Origin of the sequence: Burkholderia ubonensis, assembly GCF_902833085.1 — a bacterium.
Classification (GTDB): Bacteria; Pseudomonadota; Gammaproteobacteria; order Burkholderiales; family Burkholderiaceae; genus Burkholderia; species Burkholderia ubonensis.
The window spans coordinates 155,364-177,942 of the sequence record NZ_CADFEB010000004.1 but is presented as its reverse complement, the minus strand read 5'-3'; the positions used below and the strand labels follow the sequence as shown (position 1 = coordinate 177,942).

The 22,579-nt window shown below is 67.1% G+C and carries 28 protein-coding genes; 21 read left to right on the top strand and 7 right to left on the bottom strand.

Annotated elements, in window-relative coordinates:
* Positions 1-62: 62 nt before the first annotated feature.
* The 3 genes from HWX31_RS12040 (at position 63) to HWX31_RS12030 (ending at position 1,129) form a co-directional block, all read left to right on the top strand.
* The gene (locus HWX31_RS12040; RefSeq protein WP_244143736.1) at positions 63-572 is read left to right on the top strand and encodes a hypothetical protein; all 510 of its coding nucleotides are present in this window, start codon (positions 63-65) and stop codon (positions 570-572) included.
* Positions 569-769, top strand: coding sequence for a hypothetical protein (locus tag HWX31_RS12035; RefSeq protein WP_174964170.1), 201 nt, complete (start codon positions 569-571; stop codon positions 767-769). The genes HWX31_RS12040 and HWX31_RS12035 overlap by 4 nt, the downstream gene beginning before the upstream one ends.
* A 138-nt stretch (positions 770-907) precedes the next feature.
* A complete protein-coding gene (locus HWX31_RS12030) occupies positions 908-1,129 on the top strand; it encodes a hypothetical protein (RefSeq protein WP_010090460.1) in 222 nt (73 codons plus the stop codon).
* Positions 1,130-1,142: 13 nt separating this feature from the next.
* Here HWX31_RS12030 and HWX31_RS12025 read toward each other — a convergent pair whose 3' ends face one another.
* On the bottom strand, positions 1,143-1,337 hold the full coding sequence (locus HWX31_RS12025; RefSeq protein ID WP_010090459.1) for a DUF2905 domain-containing protein: 195 nt from the start codon (positions 1,335-1,337) through the stop codon (positions 1,143-1,145).
* 12 nt (positions 1,338-1,349) lie between these two features.
* On the bottom strand, positions 1,350-2,546 hold the full coding sequence (locus HWX31_RS12020) for a class I SAM-dependent methyltransferase (RefSeq protein WP_059710937.1): 1,197 nt from the start codon (positions 2,544-2,546) through the stop codon (positions 1,350-1,352).
* A 13-nt stretch (positions 2,547-2,559) separates the two neighbouring features.
* Here HWX31_RS12020 and HWX31_RS12015 point away from each other — a divergent pair, with 13 nt between their 5' ends.
* From HWX31_RS12015 to HWX31_RS11975, 9 genes are all read left to right on the top strand, one after another.
* Positions 2,560-3,321, top strand: a complete 762-nt coding sequence (locus tag HWX31_RS12015; RefSeq protein WP_175933918.1) for an SDR family oxidoreductase — start codon at positions 2,560-2,562, stop codon at positions 3,319-3,321.
* A gap of 55 nt (positions 3,322-3,376) precedes the next feature.
* Entirely contained in the window at positions 3,377-3,781 is a 405-nt protein-coding gene (locus HWX31_RS12010) for a dihydroneopterin aldolase (protein WP_059613472.1), read from the top strand.
* Positions 3,778-4,797: a tRNA 2-thiocytidine(32) synthetase TtcA gene (gene ttcA, locus HWX31_RS12005; RefSeq protein ID WP_174965830.1), complete on the top strand. Its 1,020-nt coding sequence runs from the start codon at positions 3,778-3,780 to the stop codon at positions 4,795-4,797. Before HWX31_RS12010 ends, ttcA begins: the two co-directional genes overlap by 4 nt.
* Positions 4,798-4,908: 111 nt before the next feature.
* Entirely contained in the window at positions 4,909-6,270 is a 1,362-nt protein-coding gene (glmU, locus tag HWX31_RS12000) for a bifunctional UDP-N-acetylglucosamine diphosphorylase/glucosamine-1-phosphate N-acetyltransferase GlmU (RefSeq protein WP_174965829.1), read from the top strand.
* A gap of 52 nt (positions 6,271-6,322) precedes the next feature.
* A complete protein-coding gene (glmS, locus tag HWX31_RS11995) occupies positions 6,323-8,140 on the top strand; it encodes a glutamine--fructose-6-phosphate transaminase (isomerizing) (protein ID WP_174965828.1) in 1,818 nt (605 codons plus the stop codon).
* Between the two features lie 91 nt (positions 8,141-8,231).
* Positions 8,232-8,597, top strand: coding sequence for a type II toxin-antitoxin system RelE/ParE family toxin (locus HWX31_RS11990; protein ID WP_174965827.1), 366 nt, complete (start codon positions 8,232-8,234; stop codon positions 8,595-8,597).
* Positions 8,590-8,910, top strand: a complete 321-nt coding sequence (locus tag HWX31_RS11985; RefSeq protein WP_059611651.1) for a helix-turn-helix domain-containing protein — start codon at positions 8,590-8,592, stop codon at positions 8,908-8,910. The genes HWX31_RS11990 and HWX31_RS11985 overlap by 8 nt, the downstream gene beginning before the upstream one ends.
* A 98-nt stretch (positions 8,911-9,008) precedes the next feature.
* Positions 9,009-9,464 carry a hypothetical protein gene (locus HWX31_RS11980; protein WP_174965826.1) on the top strand — a complete coding sequence of 152 codons (456 nt, stop codon included), beginning with the start codon at positions 9,009-9,011 and terminating at the stop codon, positions 9,462-9,464.
* Positions 9,464-9,682 carry a hypothetical protein gene (locus tag HWX31_RS11975; protein ID WP_059611655.1) on the top strand — a complete coding sequence of 73 codons (219 nt, stop codon included), beginning with the start codon at positions 9,464-9,466 and terminating at the stop codon, positions 9,680-9,682. Before HWX31_RS11980 ends, HWX31_RS11975 begins: the two co-directional genes overlap by 1 nt.
* A gap of 69 nt (positions 9,683-9,751) precedes the next feature.
* On the opposite strand, the gene HWX31_RS11970 is transcribed toward HWX31_RS11975, so the two are convergent.
* Both HWX31_RS11970 and HWX31_RS11965 read right to left on the bottom strand, forming a co-directional pair.
* Entirely contained in the window at positions 9,752-10,588 is an 837-nt protein-coding gene (locus HWX31_RS11970) for an FTR1 family iron permease (protein ID WP_174965825.1), read from the bottom strand.
* 12 nt (positions 10,589-10,600) lie between these two features.
* On the bottom strand, positions 10,601-10,933 hold the full coding sequence (locus HWX31_RS11965) for a cupredoxin domain-containing protein (protein ID WP_042586480.1): 333 nt from the start codon (positions 10,931-10,933) through the stop codon (positions 10,601-10,603).
* Positions 10,934-11,245: 312 nt separating this feature from the next.
* On the opposite strand from HWX31_RS11965, the gene HWX31_RS11960 reads away from it, so the two are divergent.
* Positions 11,246-11,446: a heavy-metal-associated domain-containing protein gene (locus tag HWX31_RS11960; RefSeq protein ID WP_059661896.1), complete on the top strand. Its 201-nt coding sequence runs from the start codon at positions 11,246-11,248 to the stop codon at positions 11,444-11,446.
* Positions 11,447-11,491: 45 nt separating this feature from the next.
* Here HWX31_RS11960 and HWX31_RS11955 read toward each other — a convergent pair whose 3' ends face one another.
* Entirely contained in the window at positions 11,492-12,982 is a 1,491-nt protein-coding gene (locus HWX31_RS11955; RefSeq protein ID WP_174965824.1) for an aldehyde dehydrogenase, read from the bottom strand.
* Positions 12,983-13,091: 109 nt separating this feature from the next.
* Positions 13,092-13,643, bottom strand: coding sequence for a cupin domain-containing protein (locus HWX31_RS11950; RefSeq protein ID WP_042586901.1), 552 nt, complete (start codon positions 13,641-13,643; stop codon positions 13,092-13,094).
* A gap of 413 nt (positions 13,644-14,056) precedes the next feature.
* Here HWX31_RS11950 and HWX31_RS34950 point away from each other — a divergent pair, with 413 nt between their 5' ends.
* Complete coding sequence (locus tag HWX31_RS34950; RefSeq protein WP_010095686.1) at positions 14,057-14,284, top strand: hypothetical protein; 228 nt, start codon at positions 14,057-14,059, stop codon at positions 14,282-14,284.
* On the opposite strand, the gene HWX31_RS11945 is transcribed toward HWX31_RS34950, so the two are convergent.
* The gene (locus HWX31_RS11945) at positions 14,228-14,464 is read right to left on the bottom strand and encodes a hypothetical protein (RefSeq protein WP_174965823.1); all 237 of its coding nucleotides are present in this window, start codon (positions 14,462-14,464) and stop codon (positions 14,228-14,230) included. The genes HWX31_RS34950 and HWX31_RS11945 overlap by 57 nt on opposite strands.
* A gap of 110 nt (positions 14,465-14,574) precedes the next feature.
* Between HWX31_RS11945 and HWX31_RS11940 the strand changes: the two genes are divergently transcribed.
* From HWX31_RS11940 to HWX31_RS11910, 7 genes are all read left to right on the top strand, one after another.
* Positions 14,575-15,360 (top strand): gamma-glutamyl-gamma-aminobutyrate hydrolase family protein, encoded by a 786-nt coding sequence (locus HWX31_RS11940; RefSeq protein WP_174965822.1) that lies wholly within the window; start codon positions 14,575-14,577, stop codon positions 15,358-15,360.
* Positions 15,361-15,388: 28 nt separating this feature from the next.
* Entirely contained in the window at positions 15,389-16,726 is a 1,338-nt protein-coding gene (locus HWX31_RS11935; protein ID WP_174965821.1) for a glutamine synthetase family protein, read from the top strand.
* 28 nt (positions 16,727-16,754) lie between these two features.
* Positions 16,755-18,197 (top strand): aspartate aminotransferase family protein, encoded by a 1,443-nt coding sequence (locus HWX31_RS11930; protein WP_174965820.1) that lies wholly within the window; start codon positions 16,755-16,757, stop codon positions 18,195-18,197.
* Positions 18,198-18,258: 61 nt separating this feature from the next.
* Entirely contained in the window at positions 18,259-19,377 is a 1,119-nt protein-coding gene (locus HWX31_RS11925; protein WP_059650710.1) for a polyamine ABC transporter substrate-binding protein, read from the top strand.
* Positions 19,378-19,516: 139 nt separating this feature from the next.
* Complete coding sequence (locus tag HWX31_RS11920; RefSeq protein WP_059712437.1) at positions 19,517-20,671, top strand: ABC transporter ATP-binding protein; 1,155 nt, start codon at positions 19,517-19,519, stop codon at positions 20,669-20,671.
* Positions 20,668-21,654, top strand: coding sequence for an ABC transporter permease subunit (locus tag HWX31_RS11915; protein WP_174965819.1), 987 nt, complete (start codon positions 20,668-20,670; stop codon positions 21,652-21,654). Before HWX31_RS11920 ends, HWX31_RS11915 begins: the two co-directional genes overlap by 4 nt.
* On the top strand, positions 21,651-22,484 hold the full coding sequence (locus tag HWX31_RS11910; protein ID WP_174965818.1) for an ABC transporter permease subunit: 834 nt from the start codon (positions 21,651-21,653) through the stop codon (positions 22,482-22,484). Before HWX31_RS11915 ends, HWX31_RS11910 begins: the two co-directional genes overlap by 4 nt.
* The last annotated feature ends 95 nt before the right edge of the window (positions 22,485-22,579 follow it).

Below are 22,579 nucleotides of genomic sequence, written 5' to 3'. Positions count from 1 at the left end.
GTCAAAAAATAGCGCGCGCGTGCTTATGCGACACTTTGCCGCCGACGACGAGCAATCGGCCAATGAAAGGATATATTCGGCGTTATTCGCAAACATCCGAATATATTGAGATGAAAGCATGCAAGGAATTTTATCCGGCCTTGAAAGAAAACATGGCATCGTTGGGCCTGCCGGTACCATCGAGCCTGTTTGAATCGCAGCAAATGGCGATCGGAACGCTGACAACGCTTCTGAGCACCTTCAAGTCGCTTGGCGCCGGCGCCACGGTGGGCGAATTGATTGTTGCCACAACTGGCTTGGAAAAACTGCTGGTGCTGTCTTCGATTGGCGCCTCTTATTATATTGGGGCCCTGATTGGCAGCATGATCGTTGCCACCGACGAATCATTGGCTTGCGCGAACAAAACCGTGTCCACAATCTCGAAAATACAACTTTGGGCGGGGCGCAATGGGCTACCAGTTCCGACCGAAATATATTATTTGATTGCGCGCCATCCCGAAATTATGAATCCCTCGATCAATTCGCGCGCTTGCGCAGGTCGGGCCCGCGTATCAGGACGAGCCGCAGCATGAGCCGGCTCCGCGATCGGCTTGAGTTAATCGCAGCAGCGGTTTTTGCATCCGGCGTCGCGTGGGCCATGCTGCACTACGCAGGCCAGTGGTACTTCCCACTGGCGACGGCGATCGCGTTTGCCGCGCTGCTGGCGGAAAACGGTAGGCTGAAGAAACGTCTGCGCGAACTGGAAGCGTCACCGCGTGCCGAGAAGTGACGATCGGGAGATCATTGGCCAGGCATCCCGAATGCCGTCGCGTGGGCCACGCAGCGTCATACACGGCCAGCCGCACGAACCGCTGTACATGTTGCGGCGCGGTGCTACGATGAAGTGTCCTTTTGCGGGAGAGGCATCATGGACACCAACACGTTCACGAAGGGCATCTACACGGCCAAGGCGCATACCCGGCACGCCGGCCACGGCCAGTTCCAGGGCTACGTGATCCTCAGCCGGGACGAAGGGGAAGCCCCCGACAACACGGTGTACGACGTCGGCAGCACGAGCCCGAACGAGGAAGAGGCGTTCAACGAAGCGAAGGCGCTCGCCCATCGCATCCTCGGCGAGATCGAGCTGTGACGCGCGCCGCGCGTCAGACGAGCCGCGCCGCCATCGACACCAGCATCGTGATCACCAGCGTCGACATGAACGGAAACGGGTAGCGCCGCCCGCCGAGCGTCAGCGTCACGTCGCCGGGCAGCCGCCCGACGCCCAGCTTGCCGAGCCACGGCCAGCAGCGCGTGAGGATCATCACCGCGACGAATGACGCCATCAGCCAGCGCAACATCGGCCGTTCCCGTCAGAGCGCGTGCGAGCGGTCGCCGCGCGCGAACGCGTCGAGCGTGCCGTCGAGGCCGCGCGAGAACGCGATCACCTTGAACAGCTCGCCCATCTCCGCTTCCGAGATCAGCTTCTGCACCGCGTTCGCGGCGGGCAGGAACGCATGGACGTCGGACGGATCGATCGCGGCGAGCACATCGGTGATGCCCGCATTGAGCAGGAAGCGCGCCTGCGACGTGTAGCCGAGCAGGTCCGCGCCGGTCGCGACGCCGGCCTCGTAGATCCCCGAGAATTCGACGTGCGCGGTGATGTCCTGCAGGCCCGGATAGAGGAACGGATCATCGTGCGCGCGGTGCCGGTAGTGGCACATCAGCGTGCCCCGGTCGCGCTGAGGATGGTAGTACTCGTGCGCGGGGAAACCGTAGTCGATCAGCAGCACCGCACCGCGCGCGAGCATCGTGCAGACGGTGCGGGTGAACGCGAGCGCCGCCTCGTGCGTCTCGGTCACGTAGCCGTCGCCGGCGTCGGCATCGAGCGCGGCGAGCGCCGGCGGCACGTCGGCCGGCGCTACCGGCCGGTCCTCGAACACGAACGCCTGCCGCGCGTCGAGCGCGACGCCGCGCTCGCGCCACGCGCCGTCCGCCTTCGCGAACAGCCGCACCGGCATCGCGTCGAGCACCTCGTTGCCGACCACGACGCCCTCGAAGCGCTCGGGCAGCGCATCGAGCCAGCGCACCTTCGACGCGAGGCCGGGGGCAGCCGCGGCGATCGTGTCGCGTTGCCGCTCGCGCAACTCGCCGGACAGGTCGACAATCAGGTATTCGTCGAGCTCGGCCGCCAGCGCGTCGAGCGCCGCGAGCAGCCCCGCCGCGAGCTTGCCGGTGCCCGCGCCGAACTCCATCACGCGGCGCGTGCCGCTCGCCGCGAGCGCGTGCGCGACGGGCCGCGCGAGCGTCTGCGCGAACAGCGGCGACAGCTCGGGCGCGGTGACGAAGTCGCTGCCGTCGTCGGCGCGGCGGCCGAACTTGCGGGCGCCGCCGCTGTAATAGCCGAGACCGGGCGCGTACAGCGCGCGCTCCATGAAGCGGTCGAACGGCAGCCAGCCGCCGGCCGCCGCGATCTCGTCGCGCAGTTGCGCGGCGAGGGTTTCGGACTGCGCGAGCGCGTCGGGGCCGGGAGCAGGTAAACTAGCGGGTTCGTGAGCTTTCGGGTTCATCCCGGCATTGTAAATGACCGTTTCAGCCGATACGTCGACCGCGCGCGTGGTGCTCGTCGCGGGCGCCCTGGACAGCGCGGCCGACGCCGCGTCGATCGGCCGCGCGCTCGCCACGGGGTTCGCCCGGCGCGGCTGGGACGTCGCACTGCAGCGCGGCCGCGACGCGCCGCCCGCCGTGGCCGACGCGCTCGTCGCCGAGGTCGGGGCGCTCGGGCGCCGCGCGGCCGTGCTCGATGCCGATCTGGCCCTCGAAGCCGAGGCGGCCGGGCTCGTCGCGGCCTGCGGCGCGGCGCTCGGCCGGCCGGCGTGCGTCGTGTTCCACAGCGCGCCGACCGGCGCCGACGACGCGCACTCGGTGCGCCATGCGTCGCTCGCCGCCGCGCTGGCCCGCAACGTCGCCGCGCCGCTCGCGCTGGCCCGCGCGCTCGAAGCCGCGACGCCCGACGCCGCGCGCGCCGACGAAGCGCTGCGCGCATGCGCGATCCACGTGCTGGACCAGGCGCTGTTCCACCCGGCGCCCCAACAGCTGTCGCACGCGCTGATGCAGGCCGCGCTGAGCCGCGCGACCGCCGCGCTGGCGCTGACGCTCGCGCCGAAGGTGCGCATCGCGGCGCTGGTGCGCGGGCGCGCGCCGCATGCCGACGACATCGCGGCGGCGGCCTGCTACCTGGCGGACGCGCCCGGCATCACCGGCGCGACGCTGACCGTCGACGGCGGCGAGCACCTGGTGCCGCCGGCCGCCGGCCCGAATGAACCGCACGGGCGCGCGCCATGACGGCCGCCGCCCGCGCCGCTTTGCGTGCGCGCACGCCAATTTGACTGGAACGACCATGCATTCCGCCCTCCTGCACCCCCGCCTCGCGGATTGCCGCAGGCTTTACCTGCGCGACTACGAGGTGCACATCAACATCGGGGCATTCGAGCACGAGAAGCGCGGCGAGCAGCGCGTCGTCATCAATGTCGACCTGTTCGTGCCGCTTGCGCTGTCCACCCCCGTCGACGACCGGCTGCATGAAGTCGTCGACTACGACCTGATGAAGCAGAGCGTTGCGCAGTGCGTGGCGCGCGGCCACATCCACCTGCAGGAAACGCTGTGCGACGCGATCGCCGCGCACCTGCTGGCGCACGACGCCGTGCGCGCGGTACGCGTCCGTACCGAGAAACCGGACGCCTATCCGGACTGCGACGCCGTCGGCGTCGAAGTCTTTCGCATCAAGGACGAGGAGCGCGCATGAACGCCCCCCATACCCCCCATTTGAATGAAGCGGCGGCCGATGCCGCCACCGTCGAAAGCGGCGCGGCCGACGCCGGCCGCCCGGCGCTGACGCGCCGCGAGCAGAAGGAAGCGTACGAGAACAACAAGCTGTTCAAGCGCATCGTGCGCCAGGTCGGCCAGGCGATCGGCGACTACAACATGATCGAGCACGGCGACAAGGTGATGGTCTGCCTGTCGGGCGGCAAGGACAGCTACGCGATGCTCGACGTGCTGCTGCGCCTGCGCGAGCGTGCGCCGATCGACTTCGACATCGTCGCCGTCAACCTCGACCAGAAGCAGCCGGGCTTCCCGGAGCACGTGCTGCCCGAGTACCTGACGCGGATCGGCGTGCCGTTCCACATCGAGAACCAGGACACCTACAGCATCGTCAAGCGCCTCGTGCCCGAGGGCAAGACCACCTGCTCGCTGTGCTCGCGGCTGCGCCGCGGGATCCTGTACCGCGTCGCGGGCGAGCTCGGCGCGACCAAGATCGCGCTCGGCCATCACCGCGACGACATCGTGCAGACGCTGCTCCTGAACATGTTCTACGGCGGCAAGCTGAAGGGGATGCCGCCGAAGCTGCAGTCGGACGACGGCAGGAACGTCGTGATCCGCCCGCTCGCGTACGTGAAGGAAACCGACCTCGAGAAGTACGCGGAGCTGCGCGAATTCCCGATCATCCCGTGCAACCTGTGCGGCAGCCAGCCGAACCTGAAGCGCGCGGAAATGAAGGCGCTGATCCGCGAGTGGGACAAGCGCTTCCCGGGCCGCGTCGACAACATGTTCAACGCGCTCGCGAAGGTCGTGCCGTCGCACTTGATGGACACCACGCTGTTCCCGTTCACGTCGCTGCGCGCGACCGGCGAGGCCGATCCGCAGGGCGACATCGCGTTCGACGAGGAACCGTGCTCGACGGGCGACGACGCGGCTGCGCCGGGCGCGGCCCAGCCTTACGCGGCCCGACCGATCTCGATCGTCCAGTTCGACGATCTGTAAGCGCCGCGCAAGGCCCGGCGACGCCCGCCGGGCGGGCCCGCCAGCCCCGCTCGGCAGGTGGGGGCCCATGCTAAAATATCCAGCTTCGAACTCTTCAGACAAGCTGGCGCCATGAATATCGTGATTTTGGCGGCAGGCACCGGCAAGCGCATGCGTTCCGCGCTGCCGAAAGTGCTTCATCCTCTGGCCGGCAGGCCCCTCCTCTCCCACGTCATCGCCACCGCGCGCGCGCTGCAGCCGTCCCGGCTCGTGGTCGTCGTCGGCCACGGCGCGGAGCAGGTGCAGGCAGCCGTCGCCGCGCCCGACGTGCAGTTCGCGGTGCAGGCCGAGCAGCTCGGCACCGGCCACGCGGTGCGCCAGGCGCTGCCGCTGCTCGATCCCGCGCAGCCGACCCTCGTGCTGTACGGCGACGTGCCGCTCACCCGCGTGTCCACGCTCGAGCGCCTCGTCGCCGCCGCGCGCGAAGGCCGCTACGGCATCCTGACCGTCACGCTCGACGATCCGACCGGCTACGGCCGCATCGTGCGCGACCCGGCCGGCTTCGTCACGCGCATCGTCGAGCAGAAGGATGCGTCGCCGGACGAGCAGAAGATCGCCGAGATCAACACCGGCATCGTCGTCACGCCGACCGCGCAGCTCGCGATGTGGCTCGGCGCGCTGAACAACGACAACGCGCAGGGCGAGTACTACCTGACCGACGTCGTCGAGCTGGCGATCGACGCCGGCTTCGAGGTCGTCACCGCGCAGCCGGACGCCGAATGGGAAACGCTCGGCGTGAACAGCAAGGCGCAGCTCGCGGAGCTCGAGCGCGTGCACCAGCGCAACCTCGCCGACGCGCTGCTCGTCGACGGCGTGACGCTCGCCGACCCGGCGCGGCTCGACGTGCGCGGCACGCTGCGCTGCGGCCGCGACGTGTCGATCGACGTCAACTGCGTGTTCGAAGGCAACGTGACGCTCGCCGACGACGTGACGATCGGCGCGAACTGCGTGATCCGCAACGCGTCGATCGGCGCGGGCACGCGCATCGACGCGTTCACGCACATCGACGGCGCCGAGCTCGGCGCGCACACGGTGATCGGCCCGTACGCGCGGCTGCGCCCGGGCGCGCAGCTCGCCGACGAGGCGCACGTCGGCAACTTCGTCGAGGTGAAGAACGCGGTGATCGGCCACGGCTCGAAGGCGAACCACCTCACGTACATCGGCGACGCCGACATCGGCGCGCGCGTGAACATCGGCGCGGGCACGATCACCTGCAACTACGACGGCGCGAACAAGTTCCGCACCGTGATCGAGGACGACGTGTTCGTCGGCTCGGACACGCAGCTGGTCGCGCCGGTGCGCGTCGGGCGCGGCGTGACGATCGCCGCGGGCACGACGATCTGGAAGGACGTGGCCGAAGGCATGCTCGCGTTGAACGAGAAGACGCAGACCGCGAAGAGCGGCTACGTGCGCCCGGTCAAGAAGAAAGGCTGAACACCCCGCGGGCGCCGTCGTTGCGCCCGCTTCGACTTACAGGACTGTTTCCATGTGCGGCATTGTCGGCGCAGTTGCAAAGCGTAATATCGTTCCGGTGCTGACCGAAGGTCTGCGGCGCCTCGAATACCGTGGCTACGATTCGTGCGGCGTCGCCGTGCTCGAACCGGACGCACCGACGCGCGCGCGCAGCGTCACGCGCGTCGCCGACCTCGACGCCCAGGTGCGCGAGTCGCACCTCGAAGGCGTCACGGGCATCGCGCACACGCGCTGGGCCACGCACGGCGCGCCGGTCACGCACAACGCGCACCCGATCTTCTCGTCGAACGCGCTCGCGCTCGTCCACAACGGCATCATCGAGAACTTCGAGCCGCTGCGCGACGCGCTGCGCGCAAAAGGCTACGAATTCGTGTCGCAGACCGACACCGAGGTGATCGCGCACCTCGTGCACAGCCTGTATCGCGGCGACCTGTTCGCCGCGGTGCGCGAGGCCGTGCAGCAGCTGCACGGCGCGTATGCGATCGCGGTGATCCACAAGGACCAGCCGCACACGGTCGTCGGCGCGCGCCAGGGTTCGCCGCTCGTCGTCGGCTACGGCGACGGCGAGAACTTCCTCGCGTCCGACGCGCTCGCGCTGGCGGGCAGCACCGACCACTTCACGTTCCTCGAGGAAGGCGACGTGTGCGAGCTGTCGCTCGACGGCGTGAAGATCGTCGACCGCCACGGCGCGGCGGCGCAGCGCGAAGTGCGCGTCGTCAGCGCGTACGGCGGCGCGGTCGAGCTCGGGCCGTACCGGCACTTCATGCAGAAGGAAATCTTCGAGCAGCCGCGCGCGATCAGCGACACGATCCCGCAGGCCGATGCATTCGACGCGTCGCTGTTCGGCGATGCCGCGGCCGCCGCGTTCGGCGAGATCGACAGCCTGCTGATCCTCGCGTGCGGCACCAGCTACTACTCGGGCCTGACCGCGAAGTACTGGCTCGAATCGATCGCGAACATCCCGACCCAGGTCGAGATCGCGAGCGAATACCGCTACCGCGAATCGGTGCCGAACCCGCGCCAGCTCATCGTCGTGATCTCGCAGTCGGGCGAGACGGCCGATACGCTCGCGGCGCTCAAGCATGCGCAGTCGCTCGGCCATGCGCACACGCTCGCGGTGTGCAACGTCGCGACGAGCGCGATGGTGCGCCTCACCGAGCTGCAGTTCCTCACGCATGCGGGCACCGAGATCGGCGTCGCGTCGACGAAGGCGTTCACGACCCAGCTCGTCGGGCTGTTCGTGCTGGCCGCGACGCTCGGCAAGCTGCGCGGGCATGTGGACGCCGCCCAGGAAGCCGAATACCTGAAGCAGCTGCGCCACCTGCCGGCCGCGCTGAACAGCGTGCTCGCGCTCGAGCCGCAGATCATCGCGTGGTCGGAAGAATTCGCCCGCAAGGAAAACGCGCTGTTCCTCGGCCGCGGGCTGCACTACCCGATCGCGCTCGAGGGGGCGCTTAAGCTGAAGGAAATCTCGTACATCCACGCCGAGGCGTATCCGGCGGGCGAACTGAAGCACGGGCCGCTCGCGCTCGTCACGGAAGCGATGCCGGTCGTCACGGTCGCGCCGAACGACACGCTGCTCGAGAAGCTGAAGTCGAACATGCAGGAAGTGCGCGCGCGCGGCGGCGAGCTGTACGTGTTCGCGGACGCGGACACGCAGATCGTCAACGACGACGGCCTGCACGTGATCCGGATGCCGGAGCACTACGGCCAGTTGTCGCCGATCCTGCACGTCGTGCCGCTGCAGCTGCTCGCGTATCACACGGCCTGCGCGCGCGGCACCGACGTCGACAAGCCGCGCAATCTCGCGAAGTCAGTGACGGTGGAGTAATTCCGGGCGTCGGCCGGAGCGGCCGTTCGGCCAGGTCGATATATATACCACTTAGTGGTATATAATCCTGTGCTGACTCGACCGATCCGACATGCCCGCTTCCGTACGACGTGTCTTCAAGACGAAGTGGTTTCACAAAGCAGCGAAGGCTGCGAGTATCACCGATGCCGAACTTTGCGACGCAGCGAGGCAGCTGACACGCGGTCAGGGCGTCGATCTGGGCGGCAACGTCTGGAAGAAACGGCTGGACAAGAATCGTCAGCGCGGCATCGTGCTGAACAAGGTTGGCCGGTCGTGGATTTTCGTGTTCCTGTTTGCGAAGCGTGATCGGGACAACATCGACGAGCGCGAGTTGCGCGGCTTCAGAAGGCTCGCCGCGGACTTCGGCGGCCGGACGGATGCCGAGATCGCGAAACTGCTCGAACTGAACGAGCTCGTGGAGATTTGCAGTGGCTAAAAGTCGATTCAAGAGCGACGCGTCGGAGGCGATCCACAGCGCCGCGTCGGGTCTGTATCGCGCCAAGCTGATCGACAAGAAGACGATGCGCGAATACGACACGCTGTGCGTCGAGGCCGCCCCACACTTCGCCCCGGACGCCATTGCCCGCATCCGCAAATCGGTCAACGTCAGCCAGAGTGTGTTCGCGCTCTATCTGAATACGACGACGTCGACGATCCGTCAGTGGGAACAGGGCGACAAGAAACCGAGCGGTATCGCCGCCCGAATGCTGCAGATCGTCGAAAAGCACGGACTCGAGGTGTTCTCCTGACCGAATCCCGCCGCGTCCGCGTAACGCCGGGGCGGTTGACCGCTTTTCGCCACGACGCGCATTGCGATGGCGACACGAAAGAACCAAACGGAGAAAGCATGGTGAGACTGATCGGATGCGGCTTGCTGGCGCTGGCGTGTGCGACGCCCGGCATGGCCGCCGACCATTACGTCGAGGTGTGGAATCCGCCCGAGGCGCGCACGGCTGCGCCGCGTCCGCCGGCGGCGCACACGCCCGATGCGCACGCGGCCGCCCCCGCGAAGCATGCCGCCGCCCAGCAGAAGGCGGTAGCGAAGGCGCACAAGCGCCACGTCGCGCCCGCCACGCAGACGCTGAAGACGGGCGCGCATCGCATGCCGGCGCCCGCCACACCCACCGCGCCTGCCGCGCACCCCGTCGCCCAGCCCGAGCCGGGCCGGCTCACGGTGATGCAGCCGGACGCGCAGAATTCGCCGCATGGGCTCGCCTTCACCGACATCCCGCGGCAATACACGCCGGACGGCAACGTGCTGCGCGTCGGCACCCGCAACGGCCCCGCCAAGGTGACACGATAATGGAAGCGGAAACCTACCACGGCTACCAGATCTGGGGCCACGCGATCCTGCAGCAGGACGAGATCATGCAGCCCGATCGCTTCGCGGCAAGCGGCACGATCACGCAGAACAACAAGCTCGTCGAGGCATCGGGCGTGCTCGGCGTGTTCGATACCGAGGACGAGGCGCGCGTCGCGGGGCTCGAATGGGCCCGCGCGTGGATCGACAACCACCGCTGAGCGCAGCCGGTAAACGAACGAAGGGGCGTCCATGACGCCCCTTCGTGCATTCGAACCCGGATCGATCGTTCAGGCAACCGGTCGCGGCGGCCGCATCGCACCGTGCGGCCGGCCGACGAACCGCGCAAGCACGACGATCGTCGCCAGCGTCGCGAGGTACACGACGATCTGGATGCCCGCCGGACGCGCGGTATAGCCGACCAGCGTATGCAGCGCCTTGCCGACGAGGCTCGAATCCTTCAGCAGCCACGACGTATCCCACACCGCGTCGCCCCACGACGGCACGAGGCCGGCCGCCAGCAGGAAGCCGACGCACTGGCTCGCCATCCCGGCCGCAAGCAGCACGATCAGCCCGTTGGTGACGGAGAACAGGCGCTTCAGCGGAATCCGCAGCAGGCCCGCATACATCGCATAGCCGAGCCCCGCGCCGCCGAGCACGCCGAGCAGCCCGCCGGCGATCATCTGCGGCGTCTGCCCCGGATCGCCCGCCGCGATGCCGTACAGGAACAGCACGGCTTCGGAGCCTTCGCGCAGCACCGCGACGCCGACGACGATCGCGAGCCCGGTCAGCGGCCTGCTGCCGTCCGCGACGGCCCGGCCGACCGCGGTCATGTGCAGCGCCATCTCGCGGCCATGCTTGCTCATCCAGATGCTGTGCCACGCGAGCATCAGCGTCGCGACGAACATCACGCCCGCGTTGAACACCTCCTGGCCCATCCCGGACGCCCACTGCGAGATCACGTCGGCGAACGCGGCGATCAGGCCCGCGCCGACCACGCCGCCGACCAGCCCGCTGCCGACCCACCAGCCGCGCCGCGGCACGCCCTTCGTGGCGGCCATCACGATCGAGACCACCAGCGCGGCCTCGAGCACTTCACGAAAGACAATCAGGGCGGTAGACAACATGGCGGTATGCGCTTACTTGACGGTGAGCTTCGTCTTCGACTGAGCTTCGTGGTACTCGTCGTGGAACTCGTAGGTGCCGGCCTTCAGCGGCCCGACCAGGATCTCGACCGACTTGCCGGCGGGAACGACCTTCTCCGCCTTGAAGTCGTCGCTTTCGAATTCGGCGGGCGTCGCGTCGAGGTTCTTCACGACGAACTTCACCTTCTTGCCGGCGGGAATCGTCACGCCTTCGGGCGAGAACTTGTGGTCCTTCAGGGTCAGGTTGACGACGTCGTCGGCCGCGAAGGCGGAAGTGGCCGACGCACCCAGCAGGGCCAGCGCAAAGCCGAAAGCGAAACGATTCATGATCAGGAGTAGAAAGAAATTCAGAAAGAGAATCGATATTAAGATCGATTCGCATTTCCGCATCGATTACCCTTGCTCGCGGAATGGTGATCGCGCTTCATATCGTTCCACAAACCTTTGTATTAAAAAGAATTTTGAGATCGACGCAGCCGCCTCCGAGCGGTCAATCGGGCTAAACACCGACTGACGATCCGGACGAAATTGCAATTTGTCTGATTACACGCTGACGAATGGCTGTCGCATCACGCGCGCTTGACCTTCCCACGGTGGCAAGCTTCATGCTGTGTGGGTTCGTCAACTCTGGAGAGAACCATGGAATTCGAAGTTCAGGACATGACCTGCGGCGGCTGCGCAAACGCGATCAGCCGCGCGGTGACCGCGGCCGATCCCGGCGCGAAGCTCGACATCGACGTCGCCGCGAAGCGCGTGACCGTGCAGTCGACGCAGCCCGCCGAGCGCGTGCAGTCGATCATCGAAGCCGCGGGCTTCCATCCCGCGCTGCGCGCCGCGTAACGCGCACTGCCGGCTCCCGCAGCGCAGCGGAGCCGGCGGCCGGCGTCACCGCAAGCGCACGAGCGTCGACTTCAGCTCCGTGTACTTCTCGAGCGCGTGCAGCGACTTGTCGCGGCCGTTGCCCGACTGCCGGTAGCCGCCGAACGGGAAGTTCATGTCTCCGCCCTCGTCGTAGCAGTTCACCCACACGGTGCCCGCGCGCAGGCGTCGCGACACCTCGTGCGCGGTCGTCAGGTTCGACGTCCACAGCGCCGCGGCGAGGCCATACTCGGAATCGTTGGCGATGCGCACCGCTTCGTCGACGTCGTCGAACGCGATCACCGACAGCACCGGCCCGAAGATTTCCTCGCGCGCGATCTTCGCGTCGGGCTTCACCTCGAACACCGTGGGCTCGACGTAGAAGCCGCCCGTCTCCTGCATCACGCGCACACCGCCCGTCACGAGGCGGCCTTCGTGGCGCCCCGCGTCGATGTAGCCGAGCACGCGCTCGAGCTGGATGCCGTCGACGATCGCGCCCATCGACACCGACGGGTCGAGCGGATTGCCGGGCACGTACGCGCGCGCGGCCGCGACGAGCTTCTCGACGAACACGTCCTTGATGTCGCGATGCACGAGCAGGCGCGAGCCCGCGGTGCACATCTCGCCCATGTTGTAGAAGATCGCGCCGGCCGCGGCCTGCGCCGCGCGATCGAGGTCCGGGCAGTCCGGCAGCACGATGTTCGGCGACTTGCCGCCGAGCTCCAGCCACACGCGCTTCAGGTTCGATTGCGCCGCGTATTGCATGATCAGCTTGCCGACCGCGGTCGAGCCGGTGAACGCGATGCAATCGACGTCGCGATGCAGCGCGAGCAGCTTGCCCGGCTCGCCCGCGCCAGGCACGACGTTGAACACGCCGGCCGGAATGCCGGCCTCGTGCGCGAGCTGTGCGACCTTGATCGCCGTGAGCGGCGACTTCTCCGACGGCTTCAGCACGACGCTGTTGCCGGCGGCGAGCGCGGGGCCGAACTTCCACGCGGCCATCAGGATCGGGAAATTCCACGGCACGACCGCCGCGACGACGCCGACCGGCTCGCGCGTGACGAGCCCGACCAGATGATGATCGGCCGGCACGACTTCGCCGCCGACCTTGTCGATCGCTTCGGCGAACCATTCGACGCAATACGCGGCGCCCGGCACGTCGACCGTCGTCGTGTCGCCGATCGGCTTGCCGGCGTCGAGCGTTTCGAGCAGCGCGAGCTCGTCGAGATGCGCGCGCATCAGCGCGGCCCAACGCAGCAGCACCGCCTTGCGCGCCCGCGGGTTCAGCCCCGCCCACACCTGCGCGTCGAACGCGCGGCGCGCGGCCGCGACGGCCGCGTTCACGTCCGCCTCGCCGCAATCGGCGACCTTCGCGAGCACGCGGCCGTCGATCGGGCTCACGCAGTCGAAGGTCGCGCCGGACTGCGCATCGCGCGACGCGCCGTCGATGAACGCGCGCCCTTCGATCGCGAGCGACGCTGCCTTGTCCTGCCAATCCTTCAAAGTCAACTTGTTCATCAGGATGCCTCAATGGTTGTGACATTCGCCGCGCCCGCGCGGCAGCGCACGTCGCGCGGCCGGCGGTGAATACGGCGAATGCGGCGGTGAAGCGCGGCCGGAAGGCGGGTCAGAAGGTCGGCGGCGAGTTGGCCGAGACGACCTCGCAGACTTGCTCCGCGCTGGGATTGCGAAAACGGTGCGGCAAACGGCTTTCGAAGTAGTAGCCGTCTCCGGGATCGAGCAGCCAGGTCGCGCCGTCGACGGTGAGCTCGAGCCGGCCCGACACGACGACGCCGCCTTCGTGCCCGGCATGCGCGAGCATCTCGGGCCCGGTGTCGGCGTGCGGCTGGTAGACCTCGCGCATGATGCACATGTTGCGGTCCTTCACGCCGGCGCCGACCAGATGAAACGCGAGCGCATCGTTGCCGAGGTTCGGCATCTCGTCGCGGCGCGACACCACGGTGCGCGATTCGACGAGCTCGAACGTGAAGAACTCGGCGAGGCTCATCGGGATGCATTCGAGCAGCTTCTTCAGCGAGCCGACCGACGGGCTCACGCGGCCCTGCTCGATCAGCGAGATCGTGCCGTTGGTCACGCCGGCCCGCTTCGCGAGTTCACGCTGCGACAGGCCATGCTTGTTGCGCACGAAACGCAGGCGCTCGGCGACTTCGGTGGACATCGATTCGGTTTCGGACACGATAAGTGCGAGGAAAGAAGGACGCGACGCGTGGAACGGCCGTTGAATATTCTAATCACTTTATGTCGCGTATTGGCGGGGAAAACCCTGAAAGCCGTCCGAAATAATCAACACTTATCCGCCATTCCATTTACGCATATTTTATTCGCAGTGCTTCGGGTAAGCCCTGATCCGGGACCATAAAAAAACATTTGACGCCGTTTTTGGCTCGTATATGCTGGCTCTCAGGTCAGCGTCATTGAACCGTCACGCGCATCAAAAAGCGTTATTGCAACGCAAAAAATCGATGCTCGCCGATGCTCACGACGCCAGGCCGGCGCCTCGATTATTTAAACGCCTCGCGCGTTCTGGCAATCAGGTGTTCAATACTTTCAACGAACCAGTCGAGTGTAATCGTGAGAGTCCGTGGCCCTCTGGTGAGGTGGGATCGTGGCGATGCGCGAAGTAAGCGCAGCGCGGCATCCACCATCGCCGACGGCAGTTGCGGCTGGCATAGTCCTCGCCTGCTGCATCTGTCCATCTATACCATCCTGTCCCGTCGTTCCGTCCGGCGTCACAACGCCGTCTCAGCACGCGCATTCGTCGCCGTCGATACCGACGAAGTGGCGTCGCTGCTGCCATAGCGCCTCTCTCCCTTTCACGTCGTTCGTTTCGCCCGCATCCCGTCCGCCGTGTCGCATGACCGGTGACGGATGGCGCTCGCGCAGGCATTGCCGCGCAGCGCGCCGCACAACGAAACGAACGTCGGCCTGATCGTCGCGCGCAGCACCCGCCTCACGCTGCGCTCCTTCGTCAGCGGCCATGCGCCCCGCGCACGGCTGCGGGGCCGTGCCGCGCCTGCGATTTGCGCAAGCCATGCTTGCCGCGCCGATCGCCTCGCGTCACGGCCTGCTTAGGTAACCTGATCGACGCCATGGAAAGGAAACCCCTCGTCGGCATCACCGCCGACATGACGCAAATCGGCTCGCATCCGTCGCATACGGTCGGCGACAAGTATGTCGCCGCCGTCGTCGACGGCGCCCAAGCGCTCGCGATGGTGCTGCCCGCGCTCGGCGAGCGCCAGTCGGCCGACGACATCCTCGATGCGGTCGACGGGCTGCTGTTCACCGGCAGCTATTCGAACGTCGAGCCGCATCGCTACGGCGGCGAACCGAGCGCGCCCGGCACGAAGCACGACGCCGCGCGCGACGCGACGACGCTGCCGCTGCTGCGCGCGGCGATCGCGGCCGGCGTGCCCGTGCTCGCGTTGTGCCGCGGCTTCCAGGAGCTGAACGTCGTGTTCGGCGGCACGCTGCATCAGCGCGTGCACGAAGTGCCGGGCCTCGCCGATCACCGCGAGGACGACGACGCGCCGCTCGACACGCAATACGGCCCCGCGCACGCGGTGCGCCTGACGCCGGGCGGCGTGCTGCACGCACTCGCGGACGGCCGCGACGAAGTGCGCGTGAATTCGCTGCACAAGCAGGGCATCGCGCAGCTCGGCGCCGGCCTCGCGATCGAGGCGGTCGCGCCGGACGGCCTGGTCGAGGCCGTGAGCGTCGCAGGAGCTGCCGCGTTCGCGCTCGCCGTGCAATGGCATCCGGAATGGCGGCATGCGCACGACCCGCTGTCGAGCGCGATCTTTCGCGCGTTCGGCGACGCGTGCCGCGCCCGCCGGGACGCCCGCATACGCACCATGGCCGCCGCCGCGCTCGCGTGAGCGCGCCGACCAACCAACGAGAACAATCATGCAAGACATCGACGAATTCCTGAAGAAACACCGGATCACCGAGATCGAGGCGATCATCCCCGACATGGCCGGCATCGCGCGCGGCAAGATCACGCCGCGCAACAAGTTCACGTCCGGCGAATCGATGCGCCTGCCGCAGGCCGTGATGGTGCAGACCGTCACCGGCGAATATCCGGAAGACGGCTCGCTGACCGGCGTGACCGACCCCGACATGGTGTGCGTGCCCGACACGTCGACGATCCGCCTGATCCCGTGGGCGGTCGACCCGACCGCGCAGGTGATCCACGACTGCGTGCACTTCGACGGCTCGCCGGTCGAGATCTCGCCGCGCTACGTGCTGCGCCGCGTGCTCGACCTGTACAAGGCAAAGGGCTGGAAACCGGTGGTCGCGCCCGAGCTCGAGTTCTACCTGGTCGACATGAACAAGGACCCGGACCTGCCGCTGCGCCCGCCGGTCGGCCGCACGGGTCGCCCGGAGACGGGCCGCCAGTCGTACTCGATCGAGGCGGTCAACGAGTTCGACCCGCTGTTCGAGGACATCTACGAGTACTGCGAAGCGCAGAACCTCGACATCGACACGCTGATCCACGAAGTCGGCGCCGCGCAGATGGAGATCAACTTCATGCACGGCGACGCGCTGTCGCTCGCGGACCAGGTGTTCCTGTTCAAGCGCACGGTGCGCGAGGCCGCGCTGCGCCACAACATGTACGCGACCTTCATGGCCAAGCCGATGGAAGACGAGCCCGGTTCGGCGATGCACGTGCACCAGAGCATCGTCGACGAGGAAACGGGCCACAACCTGTTCACGTCGAAGGAGACCGGCGGCGCGACGTCGATGTTCTACAACTTCCTCGCGGGCCTGCAGAAGTACACGCCGGCGCTGATGCCGATCTTCGCGCCGTACATCAACTCGTACCGCCGGCTGTCGCGCTTCATGGCCGCGCCGATCAACGTGCAGTGGGGCTACGACAACCGCACGGTCGGCTTCCGCATTCCGCACTCGGGCCCGGCCGCGCGCCGCATCGAGAACCGCATCCCGGGCGTCGACTGCAACCCGTACCTCGCGCTCGCCGCGACGCTCGCCGCCGGCTATCTCGGGATGACGCAGCGGCTCGAACCGACCGAGCCGCTCGTCAGCGACGGCTACGACCTGCCGTACCAGCTGCCGCGCAACCTCGAGGAAGGGCTGACGCTGATGGCCGCGTGCGAGCCGATCGGCGAGATCCTCGGCCACAAGTTCCTGAAGGCGTACTTCGCGCTGAAGGAAACCGAATACGAAGCGTTCTTCCGCGTGATCAGCTCGTGGGAACGCAAGCATCTGCTGCTGCACGTGTGAGCGTGCACCACCGCACTCCGGAGGAAACATGACCTATCGCAACGAATCGGCCTGGATCCAGCCGGCCGCACCCGCGGCCCGCACCCCGCAGGCCCATACCACGCAGGCCCGCACCACCGCCGAATACCGCGCGCTCGACGCCGCGCACCACATCCACCCGTTCTCCGACATGGGCGCGCTCAACCGCGCGGGCAGCCGCGTGATCGTGAAGGCGGACGGCGTCTACCTGTGGGATTCGGACGGCAACAAGATCATCGACGGGATGGCCGGCCTGTGGTGCGTGAACGTCGGCTACGGTCGCAAGGAGCTCGCCGACGCCGCGTATCACCAGATGCGGGAACTGCCGTTCTACAACACGTTCTTCAAGACCACGCATCCGCCGGTGATCGAACTGTCGGCCATGCTCGCCGAAGTCACGCCGCCGGGCTTCAACCACTTCTTCTACTGCAACAGCGGCTCGGAAGGCAACGACACCGTGCTGCGTCTCGTCCATCAATACTGGCGCGTGCAGGGCCAGCCGCACAAGAAGTACGTGATCTCGCGCAGGAACGGCTACCACGGCTCGACGATCGCGGGCGGCACGCTCGGCGGGATGGGCTACATGCACGAGCAGATGCCGTCGAAGGTCGAGCACATCGTGCACATCGATCAGCCGTACTTCTTCGGCGAGGCACAGGCCGGCGAGACGCCCGAAGCGTTCGGCCTCGCGCGTGCGCAGCAGCTCGAAGCGAAGATCCTCGAGCTCGGCGCGGAGAACGTCGCCGCGTTCATCGGCGAGCCGTTCCAGGGCGCGGGCGGCGTGATCTTCCCGCCGTCGACGTACTGGCCGGAGATCCAGCGGATCTGCCGCAAGTACGACATCCTGCTCGTCGCCGACGAGGTGATCGGCGGCTTCGGGCGCACCGGCGAATGGTTCGCGCACCAGCACTTCGGCTTCGAGCCGGACCTGATCACGATGGCGAAGGGGCTGACGAGCGGCTACGTGCCGATGGGCGCGGTGGGCATCCACGAGCGCGTCGCGCGGCCGATCATCGACAACGGCGAATTCAACCACGGCCTCACCTACTCGGGCCATCCGGTCGCGGCGGCGGTCGCGGTCGCGAACCTGAAGCTGCTGCGCGACGAAGGCATCGTCGCGCGCGTGAAGACCGACACGGGCCCGTACTTCCAGGCGCTGATGCGCGAGACCTTCGCGCGCCATCCGATCGTCGGCGAAGTGCACGGCGCCGGCCTCGTCGCGAGCCTGCAGCTCGCGCGCGATCCGGGCAAGCGCGAGCGCTTCGCGAACGGCGGCGACGTCGGCACGATCTGCCGCGACTTCTGCTTCAACGGCAACCTGATCATGCGCGCGACCGGCGACCGGATGCTGCTGTCGCCGCCGCTCGTGATCTCGCGCCAGGAAATCGATGAACTCGTGTCGAAGGCGAAGAAGGCCGTCGATGCGACCGCCCAGCAGCTGGGCCTTTCGTAACGGCTTTGCCTACGGGCCGCGGCGTGCGCGCCGCGGCTCACCTTACCAGGGGAACTCCACCATGCGTGCTCGCACTCTTCGCCAAGCCTGTTCCGCCGCCGCCCTCGCCGCCGCGGCCGCGTTCACGTCGGTCGCCAGCCCGCCGGCGCAAGCCGCCGACGAACTGAACGTCTACAACTGGTCCGACTACATCGCGCCCGACACGATCCCGAACTTCCAGAAGCAGACCGGCATCCACGTCAAGTACGACAACTACGACAGCGACGACACGCTGCAGGCGAAGCTGCTCGCCGGCAGCTCGGGCTACGACATCGTCGTGCCGACGTCGAACTACATGGCCAAGCAGATCCAGGCCGGCGTCTACCAGAAGCTCGACAAGTCGAAGCTGCCGAACCTCGCGAACCTCGATCCGCTGCTGATGAAGATGATCGCGGACGCCGACCCCGGCAACCAGTACGGCGTGCCGTGGGCGTACGGCACGGACGGCCTCGGCTACAACGTGCAGGCGGTGAAGAAGGCGCTCGGCGAGAACGCGCCGGTCGACAGCTGGGCGCTGGTGTTCGACCCGGCGAACATGTCGAAGCTCAAGAGCTGCGGCGTGTCGTTCCTCGACCAGGCGGTCGACGTGTTCGCCGCGACGCTGCAGTACATGGGCAGGAACCCGAACAGCACGAACCCCGCCGACTACCAGGCGGCGTTCGAGGTCCTGAAGAAAGTCCGCCCGTACATCACCCAGTTCAACTCGTCCGGCTACATCAACGACCTCGCGAACAACGACATCTGCGTCGCGCTCGGCTGGTCGGGCGACGTCGGCATCGCGCACCGCCGCTCGTCGGAAGCGAAGCGTTCGTACGACATCAGGTTCGCGAACCCGAAGGAAGGCGGGCTGCTGTGGTTCGACGTGATGGTGATCCCGAAGGACGCGCCGCATCCGGAAGCCGCTCTTAAGTGGATCAACTACGTGTCCGATCCGAAGGTCAACGCGGCGATCACCAACACGGTGTTCTACCCGACCGCGAACAAGGCCGCGCACCAGTTCGTGACGCCGGCCGTCGCGCAGGACCCGACCGTGTATCCGGCCGAGGACGTGCTGAAGAAGATGACGCTGATGAAGCCGATGCCGGCCGACATCCTGCGTCTCGAGAACCGGCTGTGGGCGCAATTGAAGACCGGCCACTGATCGCCTCGCGCGCCGCGTACTGACCGTCCGCCCGCGCGCCCCGCTCCACCCGGCACGAGCCGTTTTCCGCGAGTCGCGTCCTGCGCCTCGCGCGGGGACGCTCACGCCTGCAATCCGTGACGAACGAATGGTGAACCCCATGCAATCGATCCCCTCTTCCGCGGCTGCGCGCCATGCGCAGCCGGCCACCGCGGCCCGCACGACGCACGACGCGTTCGTGCGCATCGAAAACGTCGTGAAGAAGTTCGGCGACAGCACGGCCGTCGACAACGTGAACCTGACGATCGCGAAAAACGAGCTGTTCGCGCTGCTCGGCAGCTCGGGCTGCGGCAAGTCGACGTTGCTGCGCATGCTCGCCGGGCTCGAAACCGCGACCGCCGGCAAGATCTACGTCGACGGCGAGGATCTCGCGTCGCTGCCGCCGTACCGCCGCCCGGTGAACATGATGTTCCAGTCGTATGCGCTGTTCCCGCACATGACGGTCGAGTCGAACGTCGCGTTCGGCCTGAAGCAGGAAGGCACGCCGAAGCACGAGATCAGGGAACGCGTCGCTGACGCGCTCGCGCTGGTGCAGATGAGCAAGTACGCGAAGCGCAAGCCGCACCAGCTTTCCGGCGGCCAGCAGCAGCGCGTCGCGCTCGCGCGCTCGCTCGTCAAGCGCCCGAAGCTGCTGCTGCTCGACGAGCCGATGTCCGCGCTCGACAAGAAGATCCGCCAGAAGACCCAGCTCGAGCTCGTGAACATCATCGAGAAGGTCGACGTGACCTGCGTGATGGTCACGCACGACCAGGAAGAGGCGATGACGATGGCGAGCCGCCTCGCGGTGATGAGCGAAGGCAAGATCGTGCAGATCGGCTCGCCCGGCGAAGTGTACGAATACCCGAACAGCCGCTTCTCGGCCGAGTTCATCGGCTCGACCAACCTGTTCGAGGGCCGCGTGGTCGAGGACGAGCCCGACCACATCTTCGTCGAGAGCGACGACCTCGAAGCGCGCATGTACGTGAGCCACGGCGTGACGGGCCCGCTCGGGATGCCGGTCGGCATCTCGGTTCGGCCGGAGCGCATCCACGTGTCGCGCGAGAAGCCGCGCTCGCCGCACAACTGGGCGCGCGGCGTCGTCACCGACATCGCGTACATGGGCAGCTACTCGCTGTACCACGTGCGCCTGCCGAGCGGCAAGACCGTCGTGTCGAACCTGTCCAGCTCGCACCTGATGCAAGACGGTGCGCCCGCCTACAACGACGACGTGTTCGTCTCCTGGTCGCCCGCCAGCGGCGTGGTGCTGACGCAATGAGAACCTCCGCCCCCTCCTCCTCCGCGCCGGTGTCGTCCGGCGCCGTGGCCGCGGCAGCGGCCCCCGCGCGCAAGCGCCGCTTCGCCGCGCTGTCGCGCGTCCTGCCGTCCGGCCGCGGCGTCACGATCGGCGTGCCGTTCGTGTGGCTCGCGCTGTTCTTCGCGCTGCCGTTCGTGCTGGTGCTCAAGATCAGCTTCGCCGACCAGGTGATGGGCATCCCGCCGTATACGGCGCTGATGCAGATCCAGGACGGCGTCGTGCACTTCGCGATCCAGCTCGGCCACTACGCGTTCCTGCTGAAGGACGACCTGTACGTCGCGACCTACCTCAGCTCGCTGAAGATGGCCGGCGTGTCGACGCTGTTCTGCCTGCTGATCGGCTATCCGATGGCGTACTACATCGCGCGCTCGGAGCCCGGCACGCGCAACGTGCTGATGATGGCCGTGATGCTGCCGTTCTGGACGTCGTTCCTGATCCGCGTGTACGCATGGATCGGCATCCTGAAGGACGACGGCCTGCTGAACCACGCGCTGATCGCGCTCGGCATCATCCACACGCCGCTGCGGCTCTATCACAGCGACGCGGGCGTCTACATCGGAATGGTCTATTCGTACCTGCCGTTCATGGTGATGCCGCTCTACGCGCACCTCGTGAAGATGGACCTCACGCTGCTCGAAGCCGCGTACGACCTCGGCGCGAAGCCATGGGTCGCGTTCACGCGGATCACGCTGCCGCTGTCGAAGAACGGGATCATCGCCGGCAGCCTGCTGGTGTTCATCCCGGCGGTCGGCGAATACGTGATCCCGGAGCTGCTCGGCGGCGCGGACACGCTGATGATCGGCCGCGTGATGTGGGACGAGTTCTTCAACAACATGGACTGGCCGATGGCGTCCGCGGTGACGGTGGCGATGGTGCTGCTGCTGCTCGTGCCGATGGCGCTGTTCCAGTACTACCAGGTCAAGGAACTGGAGGACGCGAAATGACCAAGCCGAGCAAACCGCTGTCGACGGGCGTCCTCGCATTCGGATTCCTGTTCCTGTACATCCCGATCATCAGCCTCGTCGTGTATTCGTGCAACGAATCGAAGCTCGTCACCGTGTGGTCGGGCTTCTCGCTGAAGTGGTACGCATCGCTGTGGCAGGACGACGAGCTGCTGACGGCCGCGTGGCTGTCGCTGAAGATCGGCCTGCTGACCGCCACCGCGTCGGTCGTGATCGGCACGTGGGCGGGCTTCGTGCTCGCGCGCTTCGGGCGCTTTCGCGGCTTCACGCTGTACACGGGGATGATCAACGCGCCGCTCGTGATTCCCGAGGTGATCCAGGGCATCTCGCTGCTGCTGCTGTTCGTCGCGCTGGAGCAGATGTTCGGCTGGCCGAAGGGGCGCGGGATGGTCACGATCTGGATCGGCCACGTGATGCTGTGCGTGTCGTACGTCGCGATCATCGTGCAGTCGCGCGTGAAGGAGCTGAACAGGTCGCTGGAAGAGGCCGCGCTCGATCTCGGCGCGACGCCGCTGAAGGTGTTCTTCGTGGTCACGCTGCCGCTGATCTCGCAGGCGCTGCTGTCGGGGTGGCTCTTGTCGTTCACGCTGTCGATCGACGACCTCGTGCTGTCGGCGTTCCTGTCGGGCCCCGGCTCGACGACGCTGCCGCTCGTCGTGTTCTCGCGCGTGCGGCTCGGCCTGAATCCGGAGATGAACGCGCTCGCGACGCTGTTCATCACGGCCGTCACGATCGGCGTGATCGCCGTGAACCAGATGATGATCGCGCGCGAACGACGGCGCGCGGCCGACCTGCGGCTCGCGTTTTCCTGACCGCCCCGCTCACCGCTCATCCATCAAAACAATGACGCGGCCCCGTGCGTTCCGAGAGATGCGCCGCACGGGCGCCGCGCTGCGCTCATCGCACT